We start from the raw sequence: 20,700 nt of genomic DNA, 5'->3' as shown, positions 1-20,700 counted from the left end.
AGCACCCTCCCCGGCCGTTCGCCGGGGGTATATCAAATAAGACTGGAGACAAGAAATGAACTACCAATTCAAGGCGCGGCTGCTGGTCGCGCTATGTGCCTCGCTCGCCGGCGCGCCACAGGCCTTCGCCGACGGCAAACCGGCCGAGCTGACCGTATCGGCCAAGCAGTACAAGCAGTATTTCAGGGACGCTTCGAACGAATTCAACGTGCCGGTCGAACTGCTGCAATCGATCGCGTACGCGGAGACGCGCTGGCACCCGCACGTCCCCAAGGGCAAGCTCAAGAAGAACGGCGAACCCGAGGTCGAGGTCGAGTCGCACCACGGCATGCCGATCAGCTACGGCATCATGGGCCTGCGCAACGACACCCATTTCGGCCAGTCCCTTACCCAAGGGGCGGCGCTGATCCGCGTGTCGCCGGAACAGGCGGCCTCGGACACCCGCACCAACATCCGCGCCGCCGCCGCCCTGCTGGCCCAGCACGGCGCGCGCAAGAACAAGGCCTTCCCGATCGAGGACTGGGAAGGCGCCGTGGCGCGCTACAGCGGCATCCCGCAGCCCGAGATCGCGCAAATCTACAGCTACGAAGTGCTCACCGCCATCCGCCAGGGCCGCAGGAGCGACAAGTTCGAGATCGACCAGCGCCACGTCGAGATGGAAAAGGCCTACGGCCGCGACAAGCTGAAAAAACTGTCGGCGCGCCGCATCACGGTCGAAACCGGCACGCTAGACCCGAAGATTTCGGCGCCGGATTTCAATGACACCCCGAATAAAAAATAAAGCAGCATACGGAGACCAAATCCATGAAGACCTTCTTGAAAGGCTTGCTCGCAAGCTTGTCCCTCCTCGCCTCGGTGCAGCCGGCACTCGCCTCCACCGACTATCCGCCCGCCATCTGGAACGCGGCGGCCAGCTGTAATTACTCGGCCCGCACCGCCGCCATCAGCCACGTCACCGTGCACACCACCCAGGGTTCGTATGCGGGCTCGATCTCGTGGTTCCAGAACTGCGCCGCCGGCGTCAGCGCCCACTACGTGATCCGCTCCTCGGACGGCCAGGTGACCCAGATGGTGAACGAGTCGGCCAAGGCCTGGCACGTCGGGAACTCGAACGGCTACACCGTCGGCATCGAGCACGAAGGCTATGTCGAGAACCCGTCGGCCTGGTACACCACCTCGCTGTACACCGCCTCGGCCGCGCTCACGCGCGACATCCTGACCTCGGGCGCCCTGGCGCAGAAGGTCTATGACGGCGCCAGCGGCTGGAATGCGGTGCCCTCGGACACGCTGTACAACGTCAAGGGCCACGTCAACTTCGCCAGCCAGAGCCATACCGACCCGGGTGCGGGTTGGGACTGGCCGCGCTATAAATCGCTGGTGGCCGGCAGCACCGGCGGCGGCACCAATGCCACCTGGCCGCTGGTCCAGTACGGGAACACGGGCGAGCGCGTGCGCACCATCCAGTACCTGCTGCAGCAATGGGGCTATTCCTTGACCGTGAACGCCAGCTTCGACACCGCCACCCAGACCGCGGTGAAGAACTTCCAGTCCTCGCATGGCCTGGGTTCGGACGGCATCGTCGGCAATGCCACCTGGCCGGCGCTGGTCATCCTCACCCAGCAGGGCGACTCCGGCGCCAAGGTGCGCGCGGTGCAAAGCCAGCTCAATGAGAGCGGCGCGGGCATCACGGTGGACGGCGCCTTCGGCCCGGCCACGGCCACCGCGGTGCGCAACTTCCAGACCTCGAAGGGGCTGAGCGCCGACGGCATCGTCGGCGACGATACCTGGAACAAGATGGCCTGGTAAGCCCGTCTTCACGGCATGCGCGCCGCCGGCCGGCGCGCATGCCGCTTCCCTTCAGCGCGGGATCGACAGCGCCAGCGTTTCCTTCAGCTCTTCCATCACCACATAGCTCTTCGACTGGCCGGCATCGGCCACGTGCAGGATCTCGCCCAGCAGCCGGCGGTATTCCGACATCTCGGGGATGCGCGCCTTGATCAGGTAATCGAAGTCGCCCGACACCAGGTGGCATTCCATCACTTCGGGAATGCCCAGCATCGCGCGGCGGAAGCGATCGAAGGCCTTTTCGGATTTCTGGTGCAGCGTGATCTCCACGAATACCAGGATCTGCAGCCCCATTGCCTGCGGGTTGACACGCGCGTGGTAGCCGGCGATCACGCCGTCGCGCTCCATGCGCTTGACCCGCTCGATGCAGGGCGTGAGCGACAGCCCCACCTGCTCGGCCAGGTCCTTCATGACGATCCGTGCATCGTCCTGCAGGATGGACAGGATGTGCAGGTCGATCTTGTCGAGGACGCGGCTGGAATTCTTTTGAACGCGCATGATTTTTCACTGAAAACCGGTGGAATAACAGGATCAATTATTCCACTACCCGCGGTAGGATGGCAATCTTTTCTAAATCCGGCTTTTTTACTTATCCTCTTCAGGAATCCAGGACAACATGCGCGTTCTCGTACTCGGCAGCGGCGTGGTGGGCGTGACCACCGCATATTATCTGGCCAAGGCCGGCCACGACGTCACCGTCATCGACCGTCAACCCGGCCCTGCCATGGAGACGAGCTTCGCCAACGCCGGCCAGATCTCGCCCGGCTACGCCTCGCCATGGGCGGCGCCCGGCATTCCGCTGAAAGCCGCGAAATGGCTGTTCCAGCGCCATGCGCCGCTTGCGATCCGTCCGGACGGGACCTTGTTCCAGCTGCAGTGGATGCTCGAGATGGTGCGCAACTGCACGGCCGACCGCTATGCGGTCAACAAGGAGCGCATGGTGCGCCTGGCCGAATTCAGCCGCGACTGCATCCGCGAGCTGCGCGCCGAGACGGGGATCGAATACGAAGGCCGCAGCCTCGGCACCGTGCAGCTGTTCCGCACCCAGAAGCAGTTAGAGAGCGCCGCCAAGGACATCGAGATCCTGAAGCAGGCCGGCGTCGAATACGAGCTGCTGGCCGGCCGCGCGCTGGGCCAGGCCGAGCCGGCGCTGGGCGAGCACGCCAGCCTGGTCGGCGGCCTGCGCCTGCCGAACGACGAGACCGGCGACTGCCAGCTGTTCACCACCCGCCTCACCGCGATGGCGCGCGACCTCGGCGTGCGTTTCGAATTCGACACCGCGATCAAGGAGCTGTTCACCAGCGGCGGCCAGGTTACCGGCGTGCGCACCGACAAGGGCGTGATGACGGCCGACCGCTACGTGCTGGCGCTGGGCAGCTATTCGCGCCTGCTGCTGAAAAACCACTTCAAGCTGCCGGTCTACCCACTCAAGGGCTATTCGATCACGGTGCCGATCACGGACGCCAGCCGCGCGCCGGTGTCGACCATCCTGGATGAGACCTACAAGATCGCGGTCACCCGTTTCGAAGACCGCATCCGCGTGGGCGGCATGGCCGAAATCGCCGGCTACAGCAACTACCTGAACCCGGCGCGCCGCGAAACGCTCGAGATGGTCGTCAACGACCTGTTCCCGGGCGCCGGCGACACCAGCCAGGCCGCCTTCTGGACCGGCCTGCGCCCGATGACCCCGGACAGCACCCCGGTAGTCGGCGCCACGCCGCTGCGCAACCTGTTCCTGAACACCGGCCACGGCACCCTCGGCTGGACCATGGCCTGCGGCTCGGCCAGCGTGATCGCCGATCTGGTCAGCGGCAAGAAGCCGGCGATCCGGGCGGACGACCTGGCGGTATTCCGTTATGCGGGGGCGGAGCAGCGAGGGATGCAGCCGGAGCTGGTGAAGGCGTAAGGTGGTTCAATCAGCGCTAACTACCTGCACGCAAACTTGGGTACCGGCCTTCGCCGGTACGACGGTTTTGACTGCAGTGGCAGAATTTGGCACTATCGTCGTTCACGCGCACTAAATCAACGTCGTCCCGACGCAGGTCGGGACCCAAGTTCGCAGCAATCACGCATACATAAAAAAACGGCCGGGGTTCACACCCCGGCCGTTTTCCGTTAACACTCGCTAAGCAGTGATTACGCCAGCTTCCCGTGGCACTGCTTGAACTTCTTGCCGCTGCCGCAAGGGCAAGGATCGTTGCGGCCGACCTTCACGCCCATGTAGGTGCTGTGGTCTTCCGCCGACACTGGTTCGCCGCCGCTGCTGCCCATCGGGTTCGGGTTGAGCAGCTCTTCCGGCGCTGCCGACGGATTGAAGTCGGCGTGCTGGTAGTTGATGTTTTCCAGGTGGGCCGCCTGCGCCGCCATCGCCGCTTCGGCGGCATCGACTTCTTCGCGGCTCTGGATGCGGACCGTCATCACGGTGCGGATCACTTCGTTCTTGATCATGTCCAGCATGCTGGAGAACAGCTCGAAGGCTTCGCGCTTGTATTCCTGCTTCGGATTCTTCTGGGCGTAGCCGCGCAGGTGGATACCCTGGCGCAGGTGGTCCAGCGCCGCCAGGTGCTCGCGCCAGTGGGTGTCGACGCTCTGCAGCATGACGTTGCGCTCGAAGCCGCCGAAGGATTCCTTGCCGACCACGCCGACCTTGGCGTCGTACGATTGCTCGGCCGCCTTGAGCACGCGCTCGAGGACGTCGTCGTCGTTCAGGTTCGGGTCGTCCTTGAGCATCTGCTCCAGCGGCACTTGCAGGTTCCACTCGGCAGCCAGGGTCGATTCGAGCGACTTGATGTCCCACTGCTCTTCCACCGACTCGGCCGGCACGAAGCCGCGCACCACGTCGGTGAAGACGCCGTTGCGCAGCGAGACGATCAGATCGGTCATCTCGGTCGATTCGAGCAGCTCGTTACGCTGGGTGTAGATCACCTTGCGCTGATCGTTGGCGACGTCGTCGTACTCGAGCAGCTGCTTGCGGATGTCGAAGTTGCGTGCCTCGACCTTGCGCTGCGCGGTTTCGATCGAACGGGTCACGATGCCCGCCTCGATCGGCTCGCCTTCCGGCATCTTCAGGCGTTCCATGATGGAGCGCACGCGGTCGCCCGCGAAGATGCGCAGCAGCGGATCGTCCAGGCACAGGTAGAAGCGCGAGGAACCCGGGTCGCCCTGGCGTCCCGAACGGCCGCGCAGCTGGTTGTCGACGCGGCGCGATTCGTGGCGCTCGGTGCCGATGATGTGCAGGCCGCCGGCGCTCACCACGTGGTCGTGCAGCGACTGCCATTCGTCGCGCAGGGTCTGCGACTGCGACGCCTTGTCGGCGTCCGCCAGCGCGTCATTGGCTTCGATCAGCTGGATCTGCTTCTCGACATTGCCACCCAGGACGATGTCGGTACCGCGGCCGGCCATGTTGGTGGCGATGGTAATCATCTTCGGGCGGCCCGCCTGCGCGATGATTTCCGCTTCACGGGCGTGCTGCTTCGCGTTCAGGACGTTGTGCGGCAGGCTGGCATTGGTCAAGATGCCCGACAGCAGTTCCGAATTCTCGATCGAGGTCGTACCCACCAGCACCGGCTGGCCGCGCTCGTAGCAGTCGCGGATGTCGATCAGCATCGCGTTGTATTTTTCCTCGGCCGACTTGTAGACCTGGTCCTGGCGGTCCTTGCGCTGCGACGGCTTGTTCGGCGGGACCACCACGGTCTCGAGGCCGTAGATTTCCTGGAATTCGTAGGCTTCGGTGTCGGCCGTGCCGGTCATGCCGGACAGCTTGTCGTACATGCGGAAGTAGTTCTGGAAGGTGATCGAGGCCAGGGTCTGGTTTTCGTTCTGGATGCGTACGCCTTCCTTGGCTTCCACGGCCTGGTGCAGGCCGTCCGACCAGCGGCGGCCGGTCATGAGGCGGCCGGTGAATTCGTCGACGATCACCACTTCGTTGTTCTGCACCACGTAGTGCTGGTCCTTGTGGTACAGGACGTGGGCGCGCAGCGCCGCGTACAGGTGGTGTACCAGCGTGATGTTGGCGGCGTCGTAGAGCGAGGCGCCTTCGGGCAGCAGGCCCCACTGGGTCAGGATGCCCTCGGCCTTTTCGTGGCCGGCTTCCGTCATCAGCACGGTGTGCGCTTTTTCGTCCTTGACGTAGTCGCCCGGGACTTCGACCTGGCCCTTGCCGTCCGGCGTTTCTTCGCCGACCTGCAGGGTCAGCAGCGGCGGCAGCTCGTTCAGGCGCTGGTACAGCTCGGTGTGGCTCTCGGCCTGGCCGGAGATGATCAGCGGGGTGCGCGCCTCATCGATCAGGATCGAGTCGACTTCGTCGACCACGGCGAAGTTCAGGCTGCGCTGCACGCGTTCGCGCGCCTCGAAGACCATGTTGTCGCGCAGGTAGTCGAAACCGAATTCGTTGTTGGTGCCGTAGGTGATGTCGGAGGCGTAGGCGGCCTGCTTGCTGTCGTGGTCGAGCTGCGACAGGTTCACGCCGGTCGTCAGGCCGAGCCAGCCGTACAGGCGGCCCATCGACTCGGCATCGCGCTGCGCCAGGTAGTCGTTGACGGTAATGACGTGCACGCCCTTGCCGGCCAGGCCGTTCAGGTAGACCGGCAGGGTCGCCATCAGGGTCTTGCCCTCGCCGGTGCCCATTTCGGCAATCTTGCCTTGGTGCAGGACCATGCCGCCGATCAGCTGGACGTCGAAGTGGCGCATCTTCATGACGCGCTTGGCCGCCTCGCGGCAGACCGCGAAGGCTTCCGGCAGGATGTCGTCGAGCGACTCGCCCTTGCCGAGCCGGTCCTTGAATTCGGGAGTCTTCGCCTGGAGTTCGGCGTCGGACAACTTTTCCATCTGCGGCTCGAGCGCGTTGATCTGACGCACGGTCTTTTGGTATTGCTTGAGCAGACGCTGATTACGGCTGCCGAAAATCTGGGTCAGGAATGACATGCTAACTCTACAAAAAATACGCCGCGAAAAGAGCCCGGGAGGACGGTTGAACACATCCGCCGAAGACCGCCTATGGCAAAAAGCTACTGATTTTATCATGCGATCCGGCCACACTTGGGGACAATGGGCAGGATAACAAGACTGCTGAGCAGCAGAATGTTATCAAATTGCACTGAATGCGACAGTGGCAGGGCCTGCCGTGCGGAAAACCGTGCCGGGCTTGCGCCGGATCGGGGCAAGCCCGTGCAGGGTTTGTGCGAAGTCAGGGCGGGGTTTATGCTATCGTGCGCGTAATCGATTCCCCCTTCCCTATCCTCCCAGTGCACATCTACGGTACCAAAAATCGGCAGACGTCGATTGTCGCGACGGATTTCCTTCGCGGCAATGAACGCATGGCCAGCCTCCTGCCGGCAGCGATGCGCATGGCGCGCCTGCAGTCGGACTGCGCGGCCATCCTGCCTGCGCTGGCCGGCAATACCGACGTGATTTCCTTCCAGGATGGCGCGCTGGTGCTGGCTGTGCCGAGTTCGGCGGTGGCGGCGCGTGTGAAGCAGATGGCGCCCAAGCTGCAGGCCGCCCTGCTCGGGCGCGGCTGGCAGGTGGAATCGGTGAAGCTGAAGGTGCAGGTGGCGCGCGCCATGCCGCAAAAACCGGAAATGCGCAGCCTGGAGCTGCCGCCGACGGCGGTGCAGGCTTTCGAGGAGTTGGCCGAGTCGCTCGAAGATACTACCCAGAACAAGGACCTGGTGGCGGCGCTGCGCCGCCTGGCCGAAAAACGGAAGTAAAACGCGGCGCAGCCGTTCAGGTCTGCGCCCACTCCCTTGTCATCTGCCTGACATACGACGGCGGCGCATCGACCAGCGCATCGAATTCCACCAGCTCGTAGGCATCCGGCTGCGCCAGCAGTTTGCGCAGCAGCTCGTTGTTGAGCGCGTGGCCCGATTTATGGGCCGTGTAGCTGGCCAGCAGCGGGTGGCCGACGATGTACAGATCGCCGATCGCATCGAGGATCTTGTGGCGCACGAATTCGTCCTCGTAGCGCAGGCCGTCCGCATTCAGGATGCGGTATTCGTCCATCACGATCGCGTTTTCCAGCGAGCCGCCGCGCGCCAGCCCCAGGCCGCGCAGGGTTTCGACGTCCTGCATGAAGCCGAAGGTGCGCGCGCGCGCCACGTCGTGCACGTACGAGACGTCGCCGAAATCGACCGAGGCGCGCTGCATGGTGCCGTCCACGGCCGGGTGGTTGAATTCGATGAAGAAGTCGAGCTTGAAGCCTTCGTAGGGCGACAGGCGCGCCCATTTTTCGCCGCTGCCCTCGCCCTGGCGGATCTCGACGTCCTTGAGCACGCGGATGAATTTCTTCGGGGCGTTCTGCTCTTCCACGCCGGCCTGCTGCAGCAGGTAGACGAAGGAGGCGGCCGAGCCGTCCATGATCGGGATTTCTTCGGCGGTGACGTCCACGACCAGGTTGTCGATCCCCAGGCCGGCGCAGGCCGACATCAGGTGCTCGACGGTGGAGACGCGCGCGCCGTCCTTGATCAGGACCGTGGCCATGCGGGTCTCGCCGACCACGTCGGCGGCGCTCGGGATGGAGACGATCGGGTCGTAGTCGACGCGGCGGAAGGTGATGCCGGCGCCAGGGGCGGCCGGACGCAGGGTCAGCTCGACCTTGGTGCCCGAGTGCACGCCCACACCGGTGGTGCGGACAACCTGCTTGATGGTTCGTTGTTTCAGCATCCGGCGATTATAGCCCAGCGCTTTCGGCGGCGCAGGCAGCCCCCGCGCCAGTTATGGGTGCTCGGCTTCGACGTGTTCTTTTTCGTGGCGCAGCAGATACAGGCCGCTGCCGATGATGATGGCCGCGCCCAGCATGGTGTAGCTGTCGGGCAGGGTTTGCCACAATAGCCAGTCCAGGCAGACCGCCCAGGCCAGCGCCGAATACTCGAAAGGCGCGACGCTCGAGGCCTCGCCACGCGCAAAGGCTTCGGTGACGGCGAGCTGGCCGACGAAGCCGGTCAGCGCCAGGCCGCACAGCAGCGGCGCGTCCGACATGCGCATCGCCACCCAGCCCGGCGCCGCCAGCGCGGTCGCGCCAACGGCCACCATCAGCATCAGCCAGAACACCATGTGCTCGTTGCGGTCGGTGCGCGCCAGGATGCGCACCGTGATCGCCGAGACCGCGTACATCGCGGCCGCGCCCAGCACCGCCAGCCCGCCGATGGTCAGGAAGCCGGCGCCGGTCGGGCGCAGCACCACCAGCACGCCGCACAGGCCGACCGCGATCGCGATCCAGCGCGCCAGCCCGACCCGCTCCTTCAGGAACCAGACCGACAGCGCCGTGATCAGCGCCGGCGCGATGAAGAAGATCGAATAGGCCTCGGCCAGCGACAGCTTGCGGATGCCGAAGGCGAAGAAGGTCAGCATCATGATGCCCAGCACCGCGCGCAGCAGGTGCAGCGGCCAGCGGATGCGGAAGATGTCGCCATAGCCCACCCGCAGCCCGACATAGATCGCCACCAGCGGCAGCGAGGTGAGCGAACGCAGCGCCGCCACCTGGATCGCCGGGTAGCGCGCGGACAGCAGCTTCATGTCCGTGTCCATCAGCGCGAACATGAATACGGCGACCAGCATCGCATAGATGCTGTACAGGTTACCTGGAGGTCGCTTCACAGGCGTTTTTCCATGAAGAGGCTCAGCGGATCCGGCCCGTAGTCGCCGAAAGGCGCGCAGCGGGTGAAGCCGAAGCGCTCGTACAGGCCGATGGCCTCAGGCTGGTGGATGCCGGTTTCGAGCGTGAGCACGCCGACGCCCGACATACGGGCAAACATCGCCAACTGTTCCAGGAGCTTGCGGCCGATGCCGCGGCCGCGCCGCTCACCGTTCACCACCATGCGCTTGATCTCGCCGTAGCCCTCGCGCCGGACCAGCGCCGCGCAGCCGCAGGCCGCGCCATCGACGTCGCGCGCGACCAGGAACAGCACGCCGTCGGCGAGCAGCGAGGCGATGTCCATCAGGTGGTTCGATTCAGCCGGATACAGCGACGCGCAATAGGCATCAAGCTGGTCCAGCATGGCCTTGACTTCGGGCTGGTCGGGGGTTTCGGCGTTGATGATCATGGGGATGAAAAACGGCGCCGCGGCGCCGTTGGGAGTAGCAAGGGCGATCAGCCCAGTTGTTCCAGCATCTTCTCCGCGCCCGAGACTTCGAAGCCGGCGGTTTCGACGTTCAGTGCCTTGACCACGCCGTCGTCGACCAGCATCGAGTAGCGCTGCGAGCGGGTACCCATGCCATGCTTGGAGAAGTCGGCGTCCAGGCCCAGCGCCTTCGAGAAGGCGGCGTTACCGTCGGCCATCATGCGCACGGTGCCGGTGGCCTTCTGGTCGCGGCCCCAGGCGCCCATCACGAAGGCGTCGTTGACCGAGATGCACCAGATTTCATCGACGCCCTTGGCCTTGAGCGCTTCCGCGTGCTGGACGTAACCCGGCACGTGCTGGGCCGAGCAGGTCGGGGTGTAGGCGCCCGGCAGGCCGAAGATGACGATCTTCTTGCCCTTGGCCAGTTCGCTGACCTGGAAGCTGTTCGGGCCCAGCGAGCAGCCTGCGGTCTCAAGCTCGATGAATTCCGCGAGGGTGCCTTCCGGCAGGCGATCGCCGATCTGGATGGTCATGGGGTGTGCTCCTTTGTTTTTTGAGAATCCGGCAATTATCGCCGATGTGGGGAAGGCTTGCAGGCAGGCTGTAAAAATGGACTGGCCGCCTGCGCCTCCTTACGCCGCCAGCAGCGCCCGGCGTCCCTGCCCGAGCGCGCGCCCGCCCTGCGGCGCTTCCTGCCCGGCCAGCCGGAGCGCGCCGACTGCCTGGGTCAGGCCCTCGGCCTGTGATGAATAATACCGAACAACTCGTGCTGCCTTTCCATTCGGCAATGAAAAATCTGCGATCGGTCGTAAAGGTGTGTTATTTGACGGACAAGAACTTACACGGAAGGTAACAGTCACTCGGGCGAGCTTATTGTCCAGATAACGCAGGGCTGGATTTGCCGGGGCAGCAGAAATCAGGGCCAGCAAAGCAAAAGGGCCAGCTTGCGCTGTAATGCTGTTCAGTTAAACGTAGGGTGGCCGGGGTCGTTCAGGCCAGTGGCCTGAACGACGAACGGCCGCGCGTCCAGCTCCGATGTGATCTGCCACAGCGCATCGGTGATGTGAACGCGCGGCCGGCGAAGCCGGCCACCCTACATTTTTATGCTAACTGAACGGCATTACAGCTTGCGCTGGCCCTTTTCACCGTTCGCCGACCTGGATCAGTCGGCTTGCTTGCGCAGGAAAGCCGGAATGTCGTAGGTCTCGACACCGTTGCGCTGCATGGCCTGCACCTGCTCGGATGCCTGCTCGCGGCGCCACACGGCCGGCTGCTTCATGCCGCCCATCGCGTCGCCACCGGTCTGGCCCATGGTCAGGCCGCCGGTCACGGTCGCGGCGCCGGCCATCACCGGTGCGTTGTAGCCGTGGGTACCGGTGCGCAGCACCTGTTGCGGCTGGACCAGCTGCATCTTCTTGGCCTTGCCCAGGCCCGTCGCGACCACGGTCACGCGGATCTCGTCGCCCATCGAATCGTCGTAGGCGATGCCCTGGGCGATCGACGCGTCCGGCGCGGCGAAGGCGCGCACGGCGGCCATGACTTCCTTGATTTCCTTACCCTTCAGGCCACGGCTTGCGGTCACGTTGACCAGCACGCCCTTGGCGCCCGACAGGTCGATACCGTCGAGCAGCGGCGAGGCCACTGCCTGTTCGGCGGCGATGCGCGCGCGGTCGACGCCGGCCGCGGTCGCGGTGCCCATCATGGCCTTGCCCTGCTCGCTCATGATGGTCTTGACGTCGTTGAAGTCGACGTTGATGTGGCCCGGGACGTTGATGATCTCGGCGATACCGGCAACGGCGTTGTTCAGGACGTCGTCGGCGTGCTTCATCCACTCCAGCATGCTTTCGTCTTCGTAGATGTCTTCGAGTTTTTCGTTCAGGATGACGATCAGGGAGTCGACGTGCTTGGACAGTTCTTCCAGGCCGGCTTCCGCCACCTGCATGCACTTGTCGCCTTCGTAGGAGAACGGCTTGGAGACCACGGCAACAGTCAAGGCACCCATGCTCTTGGCGACTTCGGCGACGATGGGCGCTGCGCCCGTGCCGGTGCCGCCGCCCATGCCGGCCGCGATGAAGACCATGTGCGCGCCGCGCAGTGCGTCTTCGATGCGCGAGCGGGTCTGCTCGGCGAGCTGGCGGCCCACTTCCGGACGCATGCCGGCGCCCAGGCCCGAGTCGCCGATCTGGATGATGTTGTTCGCGCCGGACACTGCAAGTGCCTGCGCATCCGTGTTTGCGGCGATGAACTCGACACCGGACACACCCTTGTTGATCATGTGCTGAACCGCGTTGCCGCCGGCGCCGCCGACGCCGACCACTTTGATGACGGTTCCCAGTGCTGCGTTATCGACCATATCGAACTCCATGATGTCACTCCCAATATTCAGTGCCGCTTACCAGTTGCAGGGATTTGCCAGGCCCCTGACGTGACCCGCAACCGGAAACAGCGATTGTATTTAAAAAATCTATGCCCGTGAACGCTTTGTTGCTGACGTACTGAAAATTTAATGCTGTATTTCGTAACTCAACTCGTAATTTAGAAATTCCCTGCGATCCATTCCTTCATGCGCTGCCAGACTGCCTTCACCGAACCATCCTGACGCGTGACGATATGACCGCGCAGGTATTGCTTCTTCGCTTCCAGCAGCAGGCCGAGCACCGTGGCGTAGCGGGGGCTGCGCACGACGTCGGCCAGCTGGCCGCGGTAGTCCGGCGTGCCGAGGCGCGCCGGTTTGAGGAAGATGTCTTCGGCCATTTCGATCATGCCGGGCATGATGGAGCTGCCGCCGGTGAGCACGATGCCCGACGAGAGCACGCCCTCGTAGCCGGACTCGCGCACCACCGTGTGCACCATCGCAAACAGTTCTTCGACGCGCGGCTCGATCACGGCCGCCAGGGCCTGGCGCGACAGCGCGCGCGGGCCGCGGTCGCCGAGACCCGGCACTTCGAGCGTCTCGCCCGGATCGGCCAGCACCTGCTTGGCCACGCCGTAGCGGATCTTGATGTCTTCCGCCTCGCCGGTCGGCGTGCGCAGGGCCATCGCGATGTCGCTGGTGATCTGGTCGCCGGCGATCGGCAGCACCGCGGTGTGGCGGATCGCGCCGTCCGAGAACACGGCGATGTCGGTGGTGCCGCCGCCGATGTCGATCAGGACCACGCCCAGTTCCTTTTCGTCGACCGTCAGCACCGAATCGGCCGAGGCCATCGGCTGCAGGATCAGGTCGGACACCTCGAGCCCGCAACGGCGGACGCACTTTACTATGTTCTGCACTGCCGACACAGCACCGGTGACGATGTGTACGCGCACTTCCAGGCGGATGCCGCTCATGCCGATCGGCTCGCGCACGTCTTCCTGGTTATCGACGATGAATTCCTGCGGCACCGTGTGCAGCAATTGCTGGTCGGTCGGGATGTTCACCGCCTTGGCGGTCTCGATCACGCGCGCCACGTCGGTGGCGGTGACTTCCTTGTCCTTGATCGCAACCATGCCGCTCGAATTGAACGAACGGATATGGCTGCCGGCGATGCCAGCATAGACATTGCGGATCTTGCAGTCGGCCATCAGCTCCGCTTCTTCGAGCGCGCGCTGGATCGACTCGACGGTGGCCTCGATGTTGACGACCACGCCTTTCTTCAACCCTTTCGACTCGTGCTGACCGAGGCCGATCACCTCGTGGCGTCCGTCGGACATCACTTCGGCCACGACCGCCACCACCTTCGAGGTGCCGATGTCGAGGCCGACGATCAGGTTCTTCGCGTCTTTTGTCATTGCTGTTGCCTGCTTATGTTTGCGTGGTTGTCTTGTTGATCGGAGTTTTTGGTTTTTTTGCCGGCTTGACCGGCTTGCTGGCATCGAGCGGCACACTCAGGGCCGCAGACGACAGCGCCAGCCCGTTCTGGTAGCGCATGTCGATGGTGTCGATGCGCCCTTCCTGCAGCCGCGCGACCAGCTGCGGGTAGACGCCGACCAGGCGCTGCACGCGTTTCTTCAGCGTGTCGCGGTCCTGCTCGCGCCCCAGGGCCACGCTCATGCCGTTATCGAGCTTCACGGTCCAGGCATAGCGGCTCGAGAGCGACAGCTGCAGCGGCGCCAGCTGCACCGGCGAAAACAGCGAACGCAGCTCGGTAAAGCGGGCCAGCACTTCCTTTTCGGTGCCGAGCGGGCCATCGAAGGCCGGCAGCGGATGGTCGTCGTCGGCTTCGGCCAGGTTGGCGGTAAACACGTCGCCCTTGACCGACAGCAGGCGGCCATCCTCGCCCCAGGTGCCGAGCGCTTCGTGCTCTTCGACCTCGACGATCAGCTGGTTCGGCCACTCGCGGCGCACCGTTGCGCGCCGCACCCATGGCACGGTCTCGAAGGTGCCGCGCACCTGTTCCAGGTCGGTGGTGAAGAAATTGCCGCGAATTTTGCCGATGACGCCATTGCGCACCGTGAGTTCGTTTACGTGGCGCAGGTCGATCCCGTACATGCTTTCCACCGTCACCGCGCGCAGCGAGAACATGGGGCGCTGCGACAGCCACCATACGCCGGACGCGAGACCGGCGAGCACCGTCAGCGCCACCAGGGAGCTGGCGGTTGCGTTGAGGGCGCGGACGTCATGCCACATGCGCGATTAACCCTTCGCCTTCGGCATCGGCATCTTCAGGCGGCTCGAGGCCAGGATCTCGATGCACAGGTCTTCGTAGCTGATGCCCACGGCACGCGCGGCCATCGGCACCAGCGAATGCGAGGTCATGCCCGGCGAGGTGTTCACTTCCAGCAGGAAGGGACGCATGTCGGATTCGCGCACCAGGACGTCGACGCGGCCCCAGCCTTCGCAGCCGAGCGCGCGGTAGGCGTTCACTGCATGGCGCTGGATTTCCTCGGTCAGGGCTGCGTCCAGGTCGGCCGGGCAGTGGTACTGGGTGGTGTCGGTGAAATACTTGTTCTGGTAGTCGTAATTGCCTTCCGGCGCCACGATCTCGACGATCGGCAGCGCGCGGGCGGTAGCGCCCTGCCCCAGCACGGCGACGGTGAACTCGCGGCCGGTGACGAATTCCTCGGCCAGCACGACTTCGTCGAAGCCGGCGGCCAGTTCCACCGCGGTGCGCAGGCCGGCAGCCTCGGTCACCTTGGTGATGCCGATGGTCGAGCCCTCGAGCGGCGGCTTGACGATCAGCGGCAGGCCCAGTGCAACCAGCACTTCATCGAGGTCGGTGTTCTTGTCGATCGAGACGTAGTCCGGGGTCGGGATCTCGTCGATCTTCCAGATTTTTTTGGTGGTGATCTTGTCCATGCCCACGGCGGACGCCATCACGCCGCTGCCGGTGTAGGGGATGCCGAGCTGCTCGAGGGCGCCCTGCAGGCTGCCGTCTTCGCCGTAGCGGCCGTGCAGCGCGATGAAGACGCGGTCAAATTTCTGTTCGGCCAGCTCGGCCAGGCTCTGGGTGCCCGGATCGAAAGCGTGGGCATCGATGCCGCGGCTTTGCAGCGCGGCCAGCACGCCGGTGCCGGACATGATCGACACGTCGCGCTCGGCGGAGCGGCCGCCGAACAGCACGCCAACCTTGCCGAAGGATGCCGGGTCGAAGGTCGCATTTTCATTTACCTTGGAAGCGTTCACGGTATTAAGCCCTTGCATTGGTCAGTTGGTGGGGAATGCCGCTGATCGAGCCGGCGCCCATCGTGAGGACGACGTCGCCGTCGCGGGCCGCGTTCAGGATCGCGGCCGGCATCTCGGCGATCGTCTCCACGAAAATAGGTTCAGTCTTGCCGCCGGTGCGCAGCGCGCGCGCCAGGGCGCGGCCGTCGGCCGCCACGATCGGCGCTTCGCCGGCCGGATAGACGTCGGCCAGCAGCAGCACGTCCGGGGTGGCCAGCACTTTCACGAAGTCTTCGAACAGGTCGCGCGTGCGGCTGTAGCGGTGCGGCTGGAAGGCCAGCACCAGGCGCCGGCCCGGGTAGGCGGCGCGCGCGGCGGCCAGGGTCACTTCGGTTTCGACCGGGTGGTGGCCGAAATCGTCGACCAGGGTGAAGCTGCCGCCGCCCGGGATGGCGACTTCACCGTAGCGGGTGAAGCGGCGGCCGACGCCGCGGAATTCGAGCAGGCCGCGGGCGGTGGCGTCGTCGCTGATGCCGATCTCGCGCGCGATGGCGATCGCCGAGCAGGCGTTGAGCACGTTATGCATGCCCGGCTGGTTCAGCACGAATTTCGTGTCCGGGTAGCCGCGCTGGCGCACCGTGAAGTGCATGTGCACACCGTCGGCATAGGCGTCCAGGGCGCGCACTTCGGCGTCCTCCGAGAAGCCATAAGTGGTGACCGGCTTGGTCACCTGCGGCAGGATCGAGCGCACGTGCTGGTCGTCGATGCACAGCATCACGCGGCCATAGAACGGCAGGCGGTGGGTGAAGTGCACGAAGGCGGCCTTGAGCTTCTCGAAATCGTGCTCGTAGGTCTCCATGTGGTCGGCGTCGATGTTGGTGATCACTTCGATCATCGGCGTCAGGTTCAGGAAGGAGGCATCCGACTCGTCGGCCTCGGCCACGATGTAGTCGCCCTGCCCCAGCTTGGCGTTGGCGCCGGCGGCGGTCAGCTTGCCGCCGATGACAAAGGTCGGGTCCATGCCGCCTTCGGCCAGCACCGAAGCCACCAGGCTGGTGGTGGTGGTCTTGCCGTGGGTGCCGGCAATGGCGATGCCGCGCTTGAGGCGCATCAGTTCACCGAGCATGATCGCGCGCGGCACCAGCGGAATCTTGGCGGCGCGGGCCGCGACGACCTCCGGGTTGCTCTCGTTGACGGCGGTCGAGGTCACCACCACGTCGGCGCCGATCACGTGTTCGCTTGAATGTCCCGTGTAGACGCGCGCGCCGAGGTCAGCCAGGCGCTCGCTCGCCGCATTGCTCGACAGGTCCGAGCCCGACACGTTGTAGCCGAGGTTGAGCAGCACTTCGGCGATGCCGCTCATGCCGCTGCCGCCGATACCGACGAAATGGATATTCTTGATCTTGTGCTTCATGTTCCGTTCAGTTCCCCGGTCCGGCCAGTTGTTCGAGTTCGCGTGCGATCGCTTCGTTGGCGTCGCGCTTGCCCACCTTCGCCGCTGCCTGCGCCATCGCCAGGCAAGCTTCGCGGGTGGTCTTTTGCAGCAGGCTTGCCAGCCCCTGCGGATTGAGTTCGCCCTGCGGCAGGTAGACGGCCGCTTTTTGCCCCGCCATCCAGACCGCGTTGTCGCGCTGGTGGCTGGTGGTGCTGGCCACGAACGGCACCAGCACGCTGGCCACGCCGGCGGCGGTCAGTTCCGACACGGTGATCGCGCCGGCGCGGCAGATCACGAGATCCGCCTCGCCATAGGCCGCCGCCATGTCGTCGATGAAGTCGACCACCTGCGCCTGCACGCCCGCCTGCGCATACGCGGCGCGCAGCGCGTCGATGTTCTTCTTGCCCGACTGGTGGGTCACGACCGGGCGCAGGGCCGGGTCGATCAGTGCGAGCGCCGCCGGCACGCTGTCGTTCAGCACTTTCGCGCCCAGGCTGCCGCCGACGACCAGGAGGCGCAGCGGACCGCTACGGCCTGCGAAGCGCGCGGCCGGCTCGGGAAGGTCCAGGATCTGCCGGCGCACCGGATTGCCGGTGACGACCGCCTTGCCTGCGGCCTTGCCGAAATCGGCCGGGAAGCCGAACAGCAGGCGCTGGGCGATCGGGGCCAGGGTCTTGTTCGACAACAGCAGCGCGGCGTCGGCGTTGACAAGGGCCAGCGGCACGCCACGGGCGCGCGCCATCATCCCGCCCGGCACAGTCACATAGCCGCCCATGCCCAGCACCACGTCGGGCTTGCGCCGGGCGAGGTAGCGGCGGCAGGTCAGGAAAGCGGCTGCCATCTTGAAGGCGCCGGTGATCGTGTGGCCCAATCCCTTGCCGCGCAGGCCGGCGAAATCGATGGTATCCATCGGGATGCCGGCCTTCGGCACCAGGTCGGTTTCCATGCCGTGCGCGGTGCCCAGCCACGACACTTCCCAGCCGCGCGCGCGCATGGTCTGCGCGATCGCGATGCCGGGGAAGATGTGGCCGCCGGTGCCGGCCGCCATGATCATCAGGCGCCTGGTCATGAACGGCCCCCGCGCATGCGCACCCGGTTCTCGTAATCGATGCGCAGCAAAATCGCCAGGCCGACGCAGTTGAACAGCACGCCCGAACCGCCAAAGCTCATCAGGGGCAGGGTCAGGCCCTTGGTCGGCAGCAGGCCCAGGTTCACGCCCATGTTGATGAAGGTCTGCACGCCGATCCAGATGCCGATGCCCTTCGCGGCCAGGCCGGCAAAGGTCTGGTCCAGGGCGATCGCCTGGCGGCCGATGTCGAAGGCGCGCTTGACCAGCCAGTAGAACATCGCGATCACGACCAGCACGCCGGCCAGGCCCAGTTCTTCGCCGATCACGGCCATGATGAAGTCGGTGTGCGCTTCCGGCAGGTAGAACAGCTTCTCGACGCTGCCGCCCAGGCCCACGCCGAAGAACTCGCCGCGGCCGAAAGCGATCAGGGAGTGGGTCAGCTGGTAGGCCTTGTCCAGCGCATTGCCCTCTTCCCATGGGTTGAGGTAGGCGAACATGCGCGCGCGGCGGAAAGGCGACAGCGCGATGATCGCGGTGAAGATCACCACCAGCAGCGCGCCGATGCCGCCGAACCAGACGATGTTGATCCCGCCCAGGAACAGGATGCCCATGGCGATGCAGACGATCACACCAAAAGCGCCCAGGTCCGGCTCCATCAGCAGCAAACCGCCGACCAGGCCGATCGCCACCATCATCGGCAGGAAGCCCTTGGTCAGTTTGTGCATGTACTCCTGCTTCCTCACCGTGAAGTCGGCCGCGTACAGCACGGCGGCGATCTTCATGATCTCGGACGGTTGCAGATTCATGATCTTCAGCGGCAGCCAGCGGCGCGCGCCGTTGACCGTCACCCCGATGCCCGGGATCAGGACAATCGCCAGCAGGAACAGGGTCGCGATGAACATCATCGGCGCGTAGCGCTGCCAGATGGCGATCGGCACCTGGAAGGCCACCGCGGCCGCGATCATCGAGACGACGATGTACATCGACTGGCGGTACAGGAAGTATTCGTTCTTGTCGCCCAGGTAGGCGAATTTCGGCGAGTCCGGCAGCGCGATCGAAGCCGAGTACACCATCACCAGCCCGAACAGCATCAGGAGCACGGTGACCCAGACCAGCGGCTGGTCGTAGTCCATCATCTTCGACGGACGGCTGCGCGGCGAGCTCAATGCGTCGCTGCTTGATCCGGAAAACTTGAATGGAAGCTGGAAGGCCATCAGATCTCCTGGCCTTTCTCGAGCGCGATGTCGCGCACGGCATCCACGAACACCTGGGCGCGGTGCGCGTAATTGGTGAACATGTCCAGGCTGGCGCAAGCGGGCGAGAGCAGCACGCAGTCGCCCGGACGCGCCAGGCCGGCAGCGCGATGCACCGCTTCCGGCAAGCCGGGCAAGTCGAAGACCGGCACGCCGGTCGGCTCGATGGCGGCGCGCACGCTCGGTGCGTCGCGGCCGATCAGCAGCACGGCGCGCACGTAGCGCGAGGCCGGCAAAGCCAGGGGTGCGAAGTCCTGCCCCTTGCCGTCACCGCCGGCGATCAGGAGGATCTGCTGGTCTTCGCCCGCGAAGGCCTTGCCCAGGCCTTCCAGGGCCGCGACGGTGGCGCCGACATTGGTGCCCTTGCTGTCGTCGTAGTAATCCACGCCCTCGATGCTGGCGACCAGCTCGACGCGGTGCGGCTCGCCCGCGTATTCGCGCAGGCCGTGCAGCAGTGGCGCCAGCGGCAGACCGCAGGCGCGGCACAGGGCCAGCGCGGCCAGGGCGTTCGAGGCATTGTGCAAGCCGCGGATTTTCAGCGCATCGGCCGGCATCAGGCGGTTGACCATGACTTCCACGGCCGCCGGCGCCTCGCCTTTTTTCAGTTTCTTGACAGGTTCGTCGTCGTTGGCGACGGCATTGGCCAGCCACAGCACGCCGCGTTCATTGATCAGGCCGAAGCTGTTCGGCTCCATCGGCTCGCCCGTGCCGAAGGTGAAGGCCGGCGCACCCGGGTCGGCCATGCGCATGACGAGCGCATCGTCGCGGTTCAGGACGCGCACGGTCTCGTTACCGAAGATGCGCGCCTTGTCCGCCGCATAGGCATCCATGCTGCCATGCCAGTCGAGGTGGTCCTGGGTCAGGTTCAGCACCGTGGCGGCATCGGCCTGCAGGCTGGAGGTGGTGTGCAGCTGGAAGCTGGACAGCTCGAGCACCCAGGCCTGTGGCAGCTCGCCGCTATCGAGGGTTTCGCGCAGCACGTCCAGCGCGGCCGGGCTGATGTTGCCGGCCACGCGCGTGGAGAGGCCCGCGCGGCGGCACAGCAGGCCGGTCAGGCTGGTGACGGTGGTCTTGCCATTGGTGCCGGTAATCGCGATGACTTTCGGCGCGTAGCCGCGCTCGGTCTTCAGGTGCGCCAGTGCCTGCGCGAACAGTTCGATCTCGCCCCACACCGGGATGTTGCGTTCGCGCGCCGCCGGGGTAATGTCCGCCAGCTCGCGGTTCGGGGCCAGGCCGGGGCTGACGGCGACGAAATCCACACCCTCGAGCAGGGCCGCGGCAAAGTCGCCGCCGACGAATTCCGCATGCGGCACTGCCTGGCGCAGGGCGAACAGGCGCTGCGGCTCGGTGCGCGTGTCGGCCACGCGCACGCGCGCGCCGCAGCGCGCCAGCCACTGCGCCATCGCCAGCCCGGATTCGCCCAGGCCGAGTACCAATGCGGATTTGCCGTCGTAGATCAT

19 protein-coding genes are annotated in these 20,700 nt (G+C 65.2%); 5 read left to right on the top strand and 14 right to left on the bottom strand.

What is annotated here, in order from left to right:
* The first annotated feature begins 55 nt into the window (after positions 1–55).
* Positions 56–781 (top strand): transglycosylase SLT domain-containing protein, encoded by a 726-nt coding sequence (locus AC56LR_RS04370; RefSeq protein ID WP_497127869.1) that lies wholly within the window; start codon positions 56–58, stop codon positions 779–781.
* Between the two features lie 23 nt (positions 782–804).
* On the top strand, positions 805–1,806 hold the full coding sequence (locus tag AC56LR_RS04365; protein ID WP_497127867.1) for a peptidoglycan recognition protein family protein: 1,002 nt from the start codon (positions 805–807) through the stop codon (positions 1,804–1,806).
* A gap of 51 nt (positions 1,807–1,857) precedes the next feature.
* Here AC56LR_RS04365 and AC56LR_RS04360 read toward each other — a convergent pair whose 3' ends face one another.
* On the bottom strand, positions 1,858–2,343 hold the full coding sequence (locus AC56LR_RS04360) for an Lrp/AsnC ligand binding domain-containing protein (protein WP_497127864.1): 486 nt from the start codon (positions 2,341–2,343) through the stop codon (positions 1,858–1,860).
* A gap of 118 nt (positions 2,344–2,461) precedes the next feature.
* Here AC56LR_RS04360 and AC56LR_RS04355 point away from each other — a divergent pair, with 118 nt between their 5' ends.
* Positions 2,462–3,751, top strand: a complete 1,290-nt coding sequence (locus tag AC56LR_RS04355; RefSeq protein WP_497127862.1) for a D-amino acid dehydrogenase — start codon at positions 2,462–2,464, stop codon at positions 3,749–3,751.
* Positions 3,752–3,981: 230 nt separating this feature from the next.
* Here the strand turns inward: AC56LR_RS04355 and secA are convergent, their stop codons facing one another.
* Entirely contained in the window at positions 3,982–6,768 is a 2,787-nt protein-coding gene (gene secA, locus AC56LR_RS04350) for a preprotein translocase subunit SecA (protein ID WP_497127860.1), read from the bottom strand.
* Between the two features lie 392 nt (positions 6,769–7,160).
* Here secA and AC56LR_RS04345 point away from each other — a divergent pair, with 392 nt between their 5' ends.
* Entirely contained in the window at positions 7,161–7,553 is a 393-nt protein-coding gene (locus AC56LR_RS04345) for a DciA family protein (RefSeq protein ID WP_497127858.1), read from the top strand.
* A 16-nt stretch (positions 7,554–7,569) separates the two neighbouring features.
* Here the strand turns inward: AC56LR_RS04345 and lpxC are convergent, their stop codons facing one another.
* The 4 genes from lpxC to AC56LR_RS04325 are packed head-to-tail and all read right to left on the bottom strand — an operon-like array spanning position 7,570 to position 10,435.
* Entirely contained in the window at positions 7,570–8,505 is a 936-nt protein-coding gene (lpxC, locus tag AC56LR_RS04340; RefSeq protein ID WP_497127856.1) for a UDP-3-O-acyl-N-acetylglucosamine deacetylase, read from the bottom strand.
* A 51-nt stretch (positions 8,506–8,556) separates the two neighbouring features.
* Positions 8,557–9,399: a DMT family transporter gene (locus AC56LR_RS04335; RefSeq protein ID WP_497128525.1), complete on the bottom strand. Its 843-nt coding sequence runs from the start codon at positions 9,397–9,399 to the stop codon at positions 8,557–8,559.
* A gap of 35 nt (positions 9,400–9,434) precedes the next feature.
* Positions 9,435–9,884, bottom strand: a complete 450-nt coding sequence (locus tag AC56LR_RS04330; RefSeq protein WP_497127854.1) for a GNAT family N-acetyltransferase — start codon at positions 9,882–9,884, stop codon at positions 9,435–9,437.
* A 47-nt stretch (positions 9,885–9,931) separates the two neighbouring features.
* Positions 9,932–10,435, bottom strand: a complete 504-nt coding sequence (locus AC56LR_RS04325; protein WP_497127852.1) for a peroxiredoxin — start codon at positions 10,433–10,435, stop codon at positions 9,932–9,934.
* 57 nt (positions 10,436–10,492) lie between these two features.
* Here AC56LR_RS04325 and AC56LR_RS04320 point away from each other — a divergent pair, with 57 nt between their 5' ends.
* Entirely contained in the window at positions 10,493–10,648 is a 156-nt protein-coding gene (locus AC56LR_RS04320) for a hypothetical protein (protein ID WP_497127850.1), read from the top strand.
* Between the two features lie 416 nt (positions 10,649–11,064).
* Here the strand turns inward: AC56LR_RS04320 and ftsZ are convergent, their stop codons facing one another.
* From ftsZ to murD, 8 genes are all read right to left on the bottom strand, one after another.
* Positions 11,065–12,267 carry a cell division protein FtsZ gene (gene ftsZ / locus AC56LR_RS04315; protein ID WP_497127848.1) on the bottom strand — a complete coding sequence of 401 codons (1,203 nt, stop codon included), beginning with the start codon at positions 12,265–12,267 and terminating at the stop codon, positions 11,065–11,067.
* A gap of 170 nt (positions 12,268–12,437) precedes the next feature.
* Positions 12,438–13,670, bottom strand: a complete 1,233-nt coding sequence (gene ftsA, locus AC56LR_RS04310; RefSeq protein WP_171088011.1) for a cell division protein FtsA — start codon at positions 13,668–13,670, stop codon at positions 12,438–12,440.
* Between the two features lie 13 nt (positions 13,671–13,683).
* Positions 13,684–14,508 carry a cell division protein FtsQ/DivIB gene (locus AC56LR_RS04305; protein ID WP_497127845.1) on the bottom strand — a complete coding sequence of 275 codons (825 nt, stop codon included), beginning with the start codon at positions 14,506–14,508 and terminating at the stop codon, positions 13,684–13,686.
* 6 nt (positions 14,509–14,514) lie between these two features.
* Positions 14,515–15,522 (bottom strand): D-alanine--D-alanine ligase, encoded by a 1,008-nt coding sequence (locus AC56LR_RS04300; protein WP_497127843.1) that lies wholly within the window; start codon positions 15,520–15,522, stop codon positions 14,515–14,517.
* The gene (gene murC, locus AC56LR_RS04295) at positions 15,509–16,897 is read right to left on the bottom strand and encodes a UDP-N-acetylmuramate--L-alanine ligase (protein ID WP_497127840.1); all 1,389 of its coding nucleotides are present in this window, start codon (positions 16,895–16,897) and stop codon (positions 15,509–15,511) included. The genes AC56LR_RS04300 and murC overlap by 14 nt, the downstream gene beginning before the upstream one ends.
* A gap of 7 nt (positions 16,898–16,904) precedes the next feature.
* Positions 16,905–17,987 (bottom strand): undecaprenyldiphospho-muramoylpentapeptide beta-N-acetylglucosaminyltransferase, encoded by a 1,083-nt coding sequence (gene murG / locus AC56LR_RS04290; protein ID WP_497127838.1) that lies wholly within the window; start codon positions 17,985–17,987, stop codon positions 16,905–16,907.
* Positions 17,984–19,201 (bottom strand): putative lipid II flippase FtsW, encoded by a 1,218-nt coding sequence (ftsW, locus tag AC56LR_RS04285; RefSeq protein WP_497127836.1) that lies wholly within the window; start codon positions 19,199–19,201, stop codon positions 17,984–17,986. The genes murG and ftsW overlap by 4 nt, the downstream gene beginning before the upstream one ends.
* Entirely contained in the window at positions 19,201–20,700 is a 1,500-nt protein-coding gene (gene murD / locus AC56LR_RS04280) for a UDP-N-acetylmuramoyl-L-alanine--D-glutamate ligase (RefSeq protein WP_497127834.1), read from the bottom strand. The genes ftsW and murD overlap by 1 nt, the downstream gene beginning before the upstream one ends.

The sequence above is a fragment of the Telluria sp. ZT3P39 genome (genome assembly GCF_059685935.1).
Note: the sequence above shows the minus strand (reverse complement) of the source record. Positions and strands in the feature narration are given on the sequence as shown.

What these genes read in the sequence shown, in the direction of transcription:
- AC56LR_RS04370 (WP_497127869.1), top strand. Translation starts at nt 56, where the DNA reads ATGAACTACCAATTCAAGGCGCGGCTGCTGGTCGCGCTATGTGCCTCG.
- AC56LR_RS04365 (WP_497127867.1), top strand. Translation starts at nt 805, where the DNA reads ATGAAGACCTTCTTGAAAGGCTTGCTCGCAAGCTTGTCCCTCCTCGCC.
- AC56LR_RS04360 (WP_497127864.1), bottom strand. Translation starts at nt 2,343, where the DNA reads ATGCGCGTTCAAAAGAATTCCAGCCGCGTCCTCGACAAGATCGACCTG.
- AC56LR_RS04355 (WP_497127862.1), top strand. Translation starts at nt 2,462, where the DNA reads ATGCGCGTTCTCGTACTCGGCAGCGGCGTGGTGGGCGTGACCACCGCA.
- secA (WP_497127860.1), bottom strand. Translation starts at nt 6,768, where the DNA reads ATGTCATTCCTGACCCAGATTTTCGGCAGCCGTAATCAGCGTCTGCTC.
- AC56LR_RS04345 (WP_497127858.1), top strand. Translation starts at nt 7,161, where the DNA reads ATGGCCAGCCTCCTGCCGGCAGCGATGCGCATGGCGCGCCTGCAGTCG.
- lpxC (WP_497127856.1), bottom strand. Translation starts at nt 8,505, where the DNA reads ATGCTGAAACAACGAACCATCAAGCAGGTTGTCCGCACCACCGGTGTG.
- AC56LR_RS04335 (WP_497128525.1), bottom strand. Translation starts at nt 9,399, where the DNA reads ATGCTGGTCGCCGTATTCATGTTCGCGCTGATGGACACGGACATGAAG.
- AC56LR_RS04330 (WP_497127854.1), bottom strand. Translation starts at nt 9,884, where the DNA reads ATGATCATCAACGCCGAAACCCCCGACCAGCCCGAAGTCAAGGCCATG.
- AC56LR_RS04325 (WP_497127852.1), bottom strand. Translation starts at nt 10,435, where the DNA reads ATGACCATCCAGATCGGCGATCGCCTGCCGGAAGGCACCCTCGCGGAA.
- ftsZ (WP_497127848.1), bottom strand. Translation starts at nt 12,267, where the DNA reads ATGGAGTTCGATATGGTCGATAACGCAGCACTGGGAACCGTCATCAAA.
- ftsA (WP_171088011.1), bottom strand. Translation starts at nt 13,670, where the DNA reads ATGACAAAAGACGCGAAGAACCTGATCGTCGGCCTCGACATCGGCACC.
- AC56LR_RS04305 (WP_497127845.1), bottom strand. Translation starts at nt 14,508, where the DNA reads ATGTGGCATGACGTCCGCGCCCTCAACGCAACCGCCAGCTCCCTGGTG.
- AC56LR_RS04300 (WP_497127843.1), bottom strand. Translation starts at nt 15,522, where the DNA reads ATGCAAGGGCTTAATACCGTGAACGCTTCCAAGGTAAATGAAAATGCG.
- murC (WP_497127840.1), bottom strand. Translation starts at nt 16,897, where the DNA reads ATGAAGCACAAGATCAAGAATATCCATTTCGTCGGTATCGGCGGCAGC.
- murG (WP_497127838.1), bottom strand. Translation starts at nt 17,987, where the DNA reads ATGACCAGGCGCCTGATGATCATGGCGGCCGGCACCGGCGGCCACATC.
- ftsW (WP_497127836.1), bottom strand. Translation starts at nt 19,201, where the DNA reads ATGGCCTTCCAGCTTCCATTCAAGTTTTCCGGATCAAGCAGCGACGCA.
- murD (WP_497127834.1), bottom strand. Translation starts at nt 20,700, where the DNA reads ATGATCTACGACGGCAAATCCGCATTGGTACTCGGCCTGGGCGAATCC.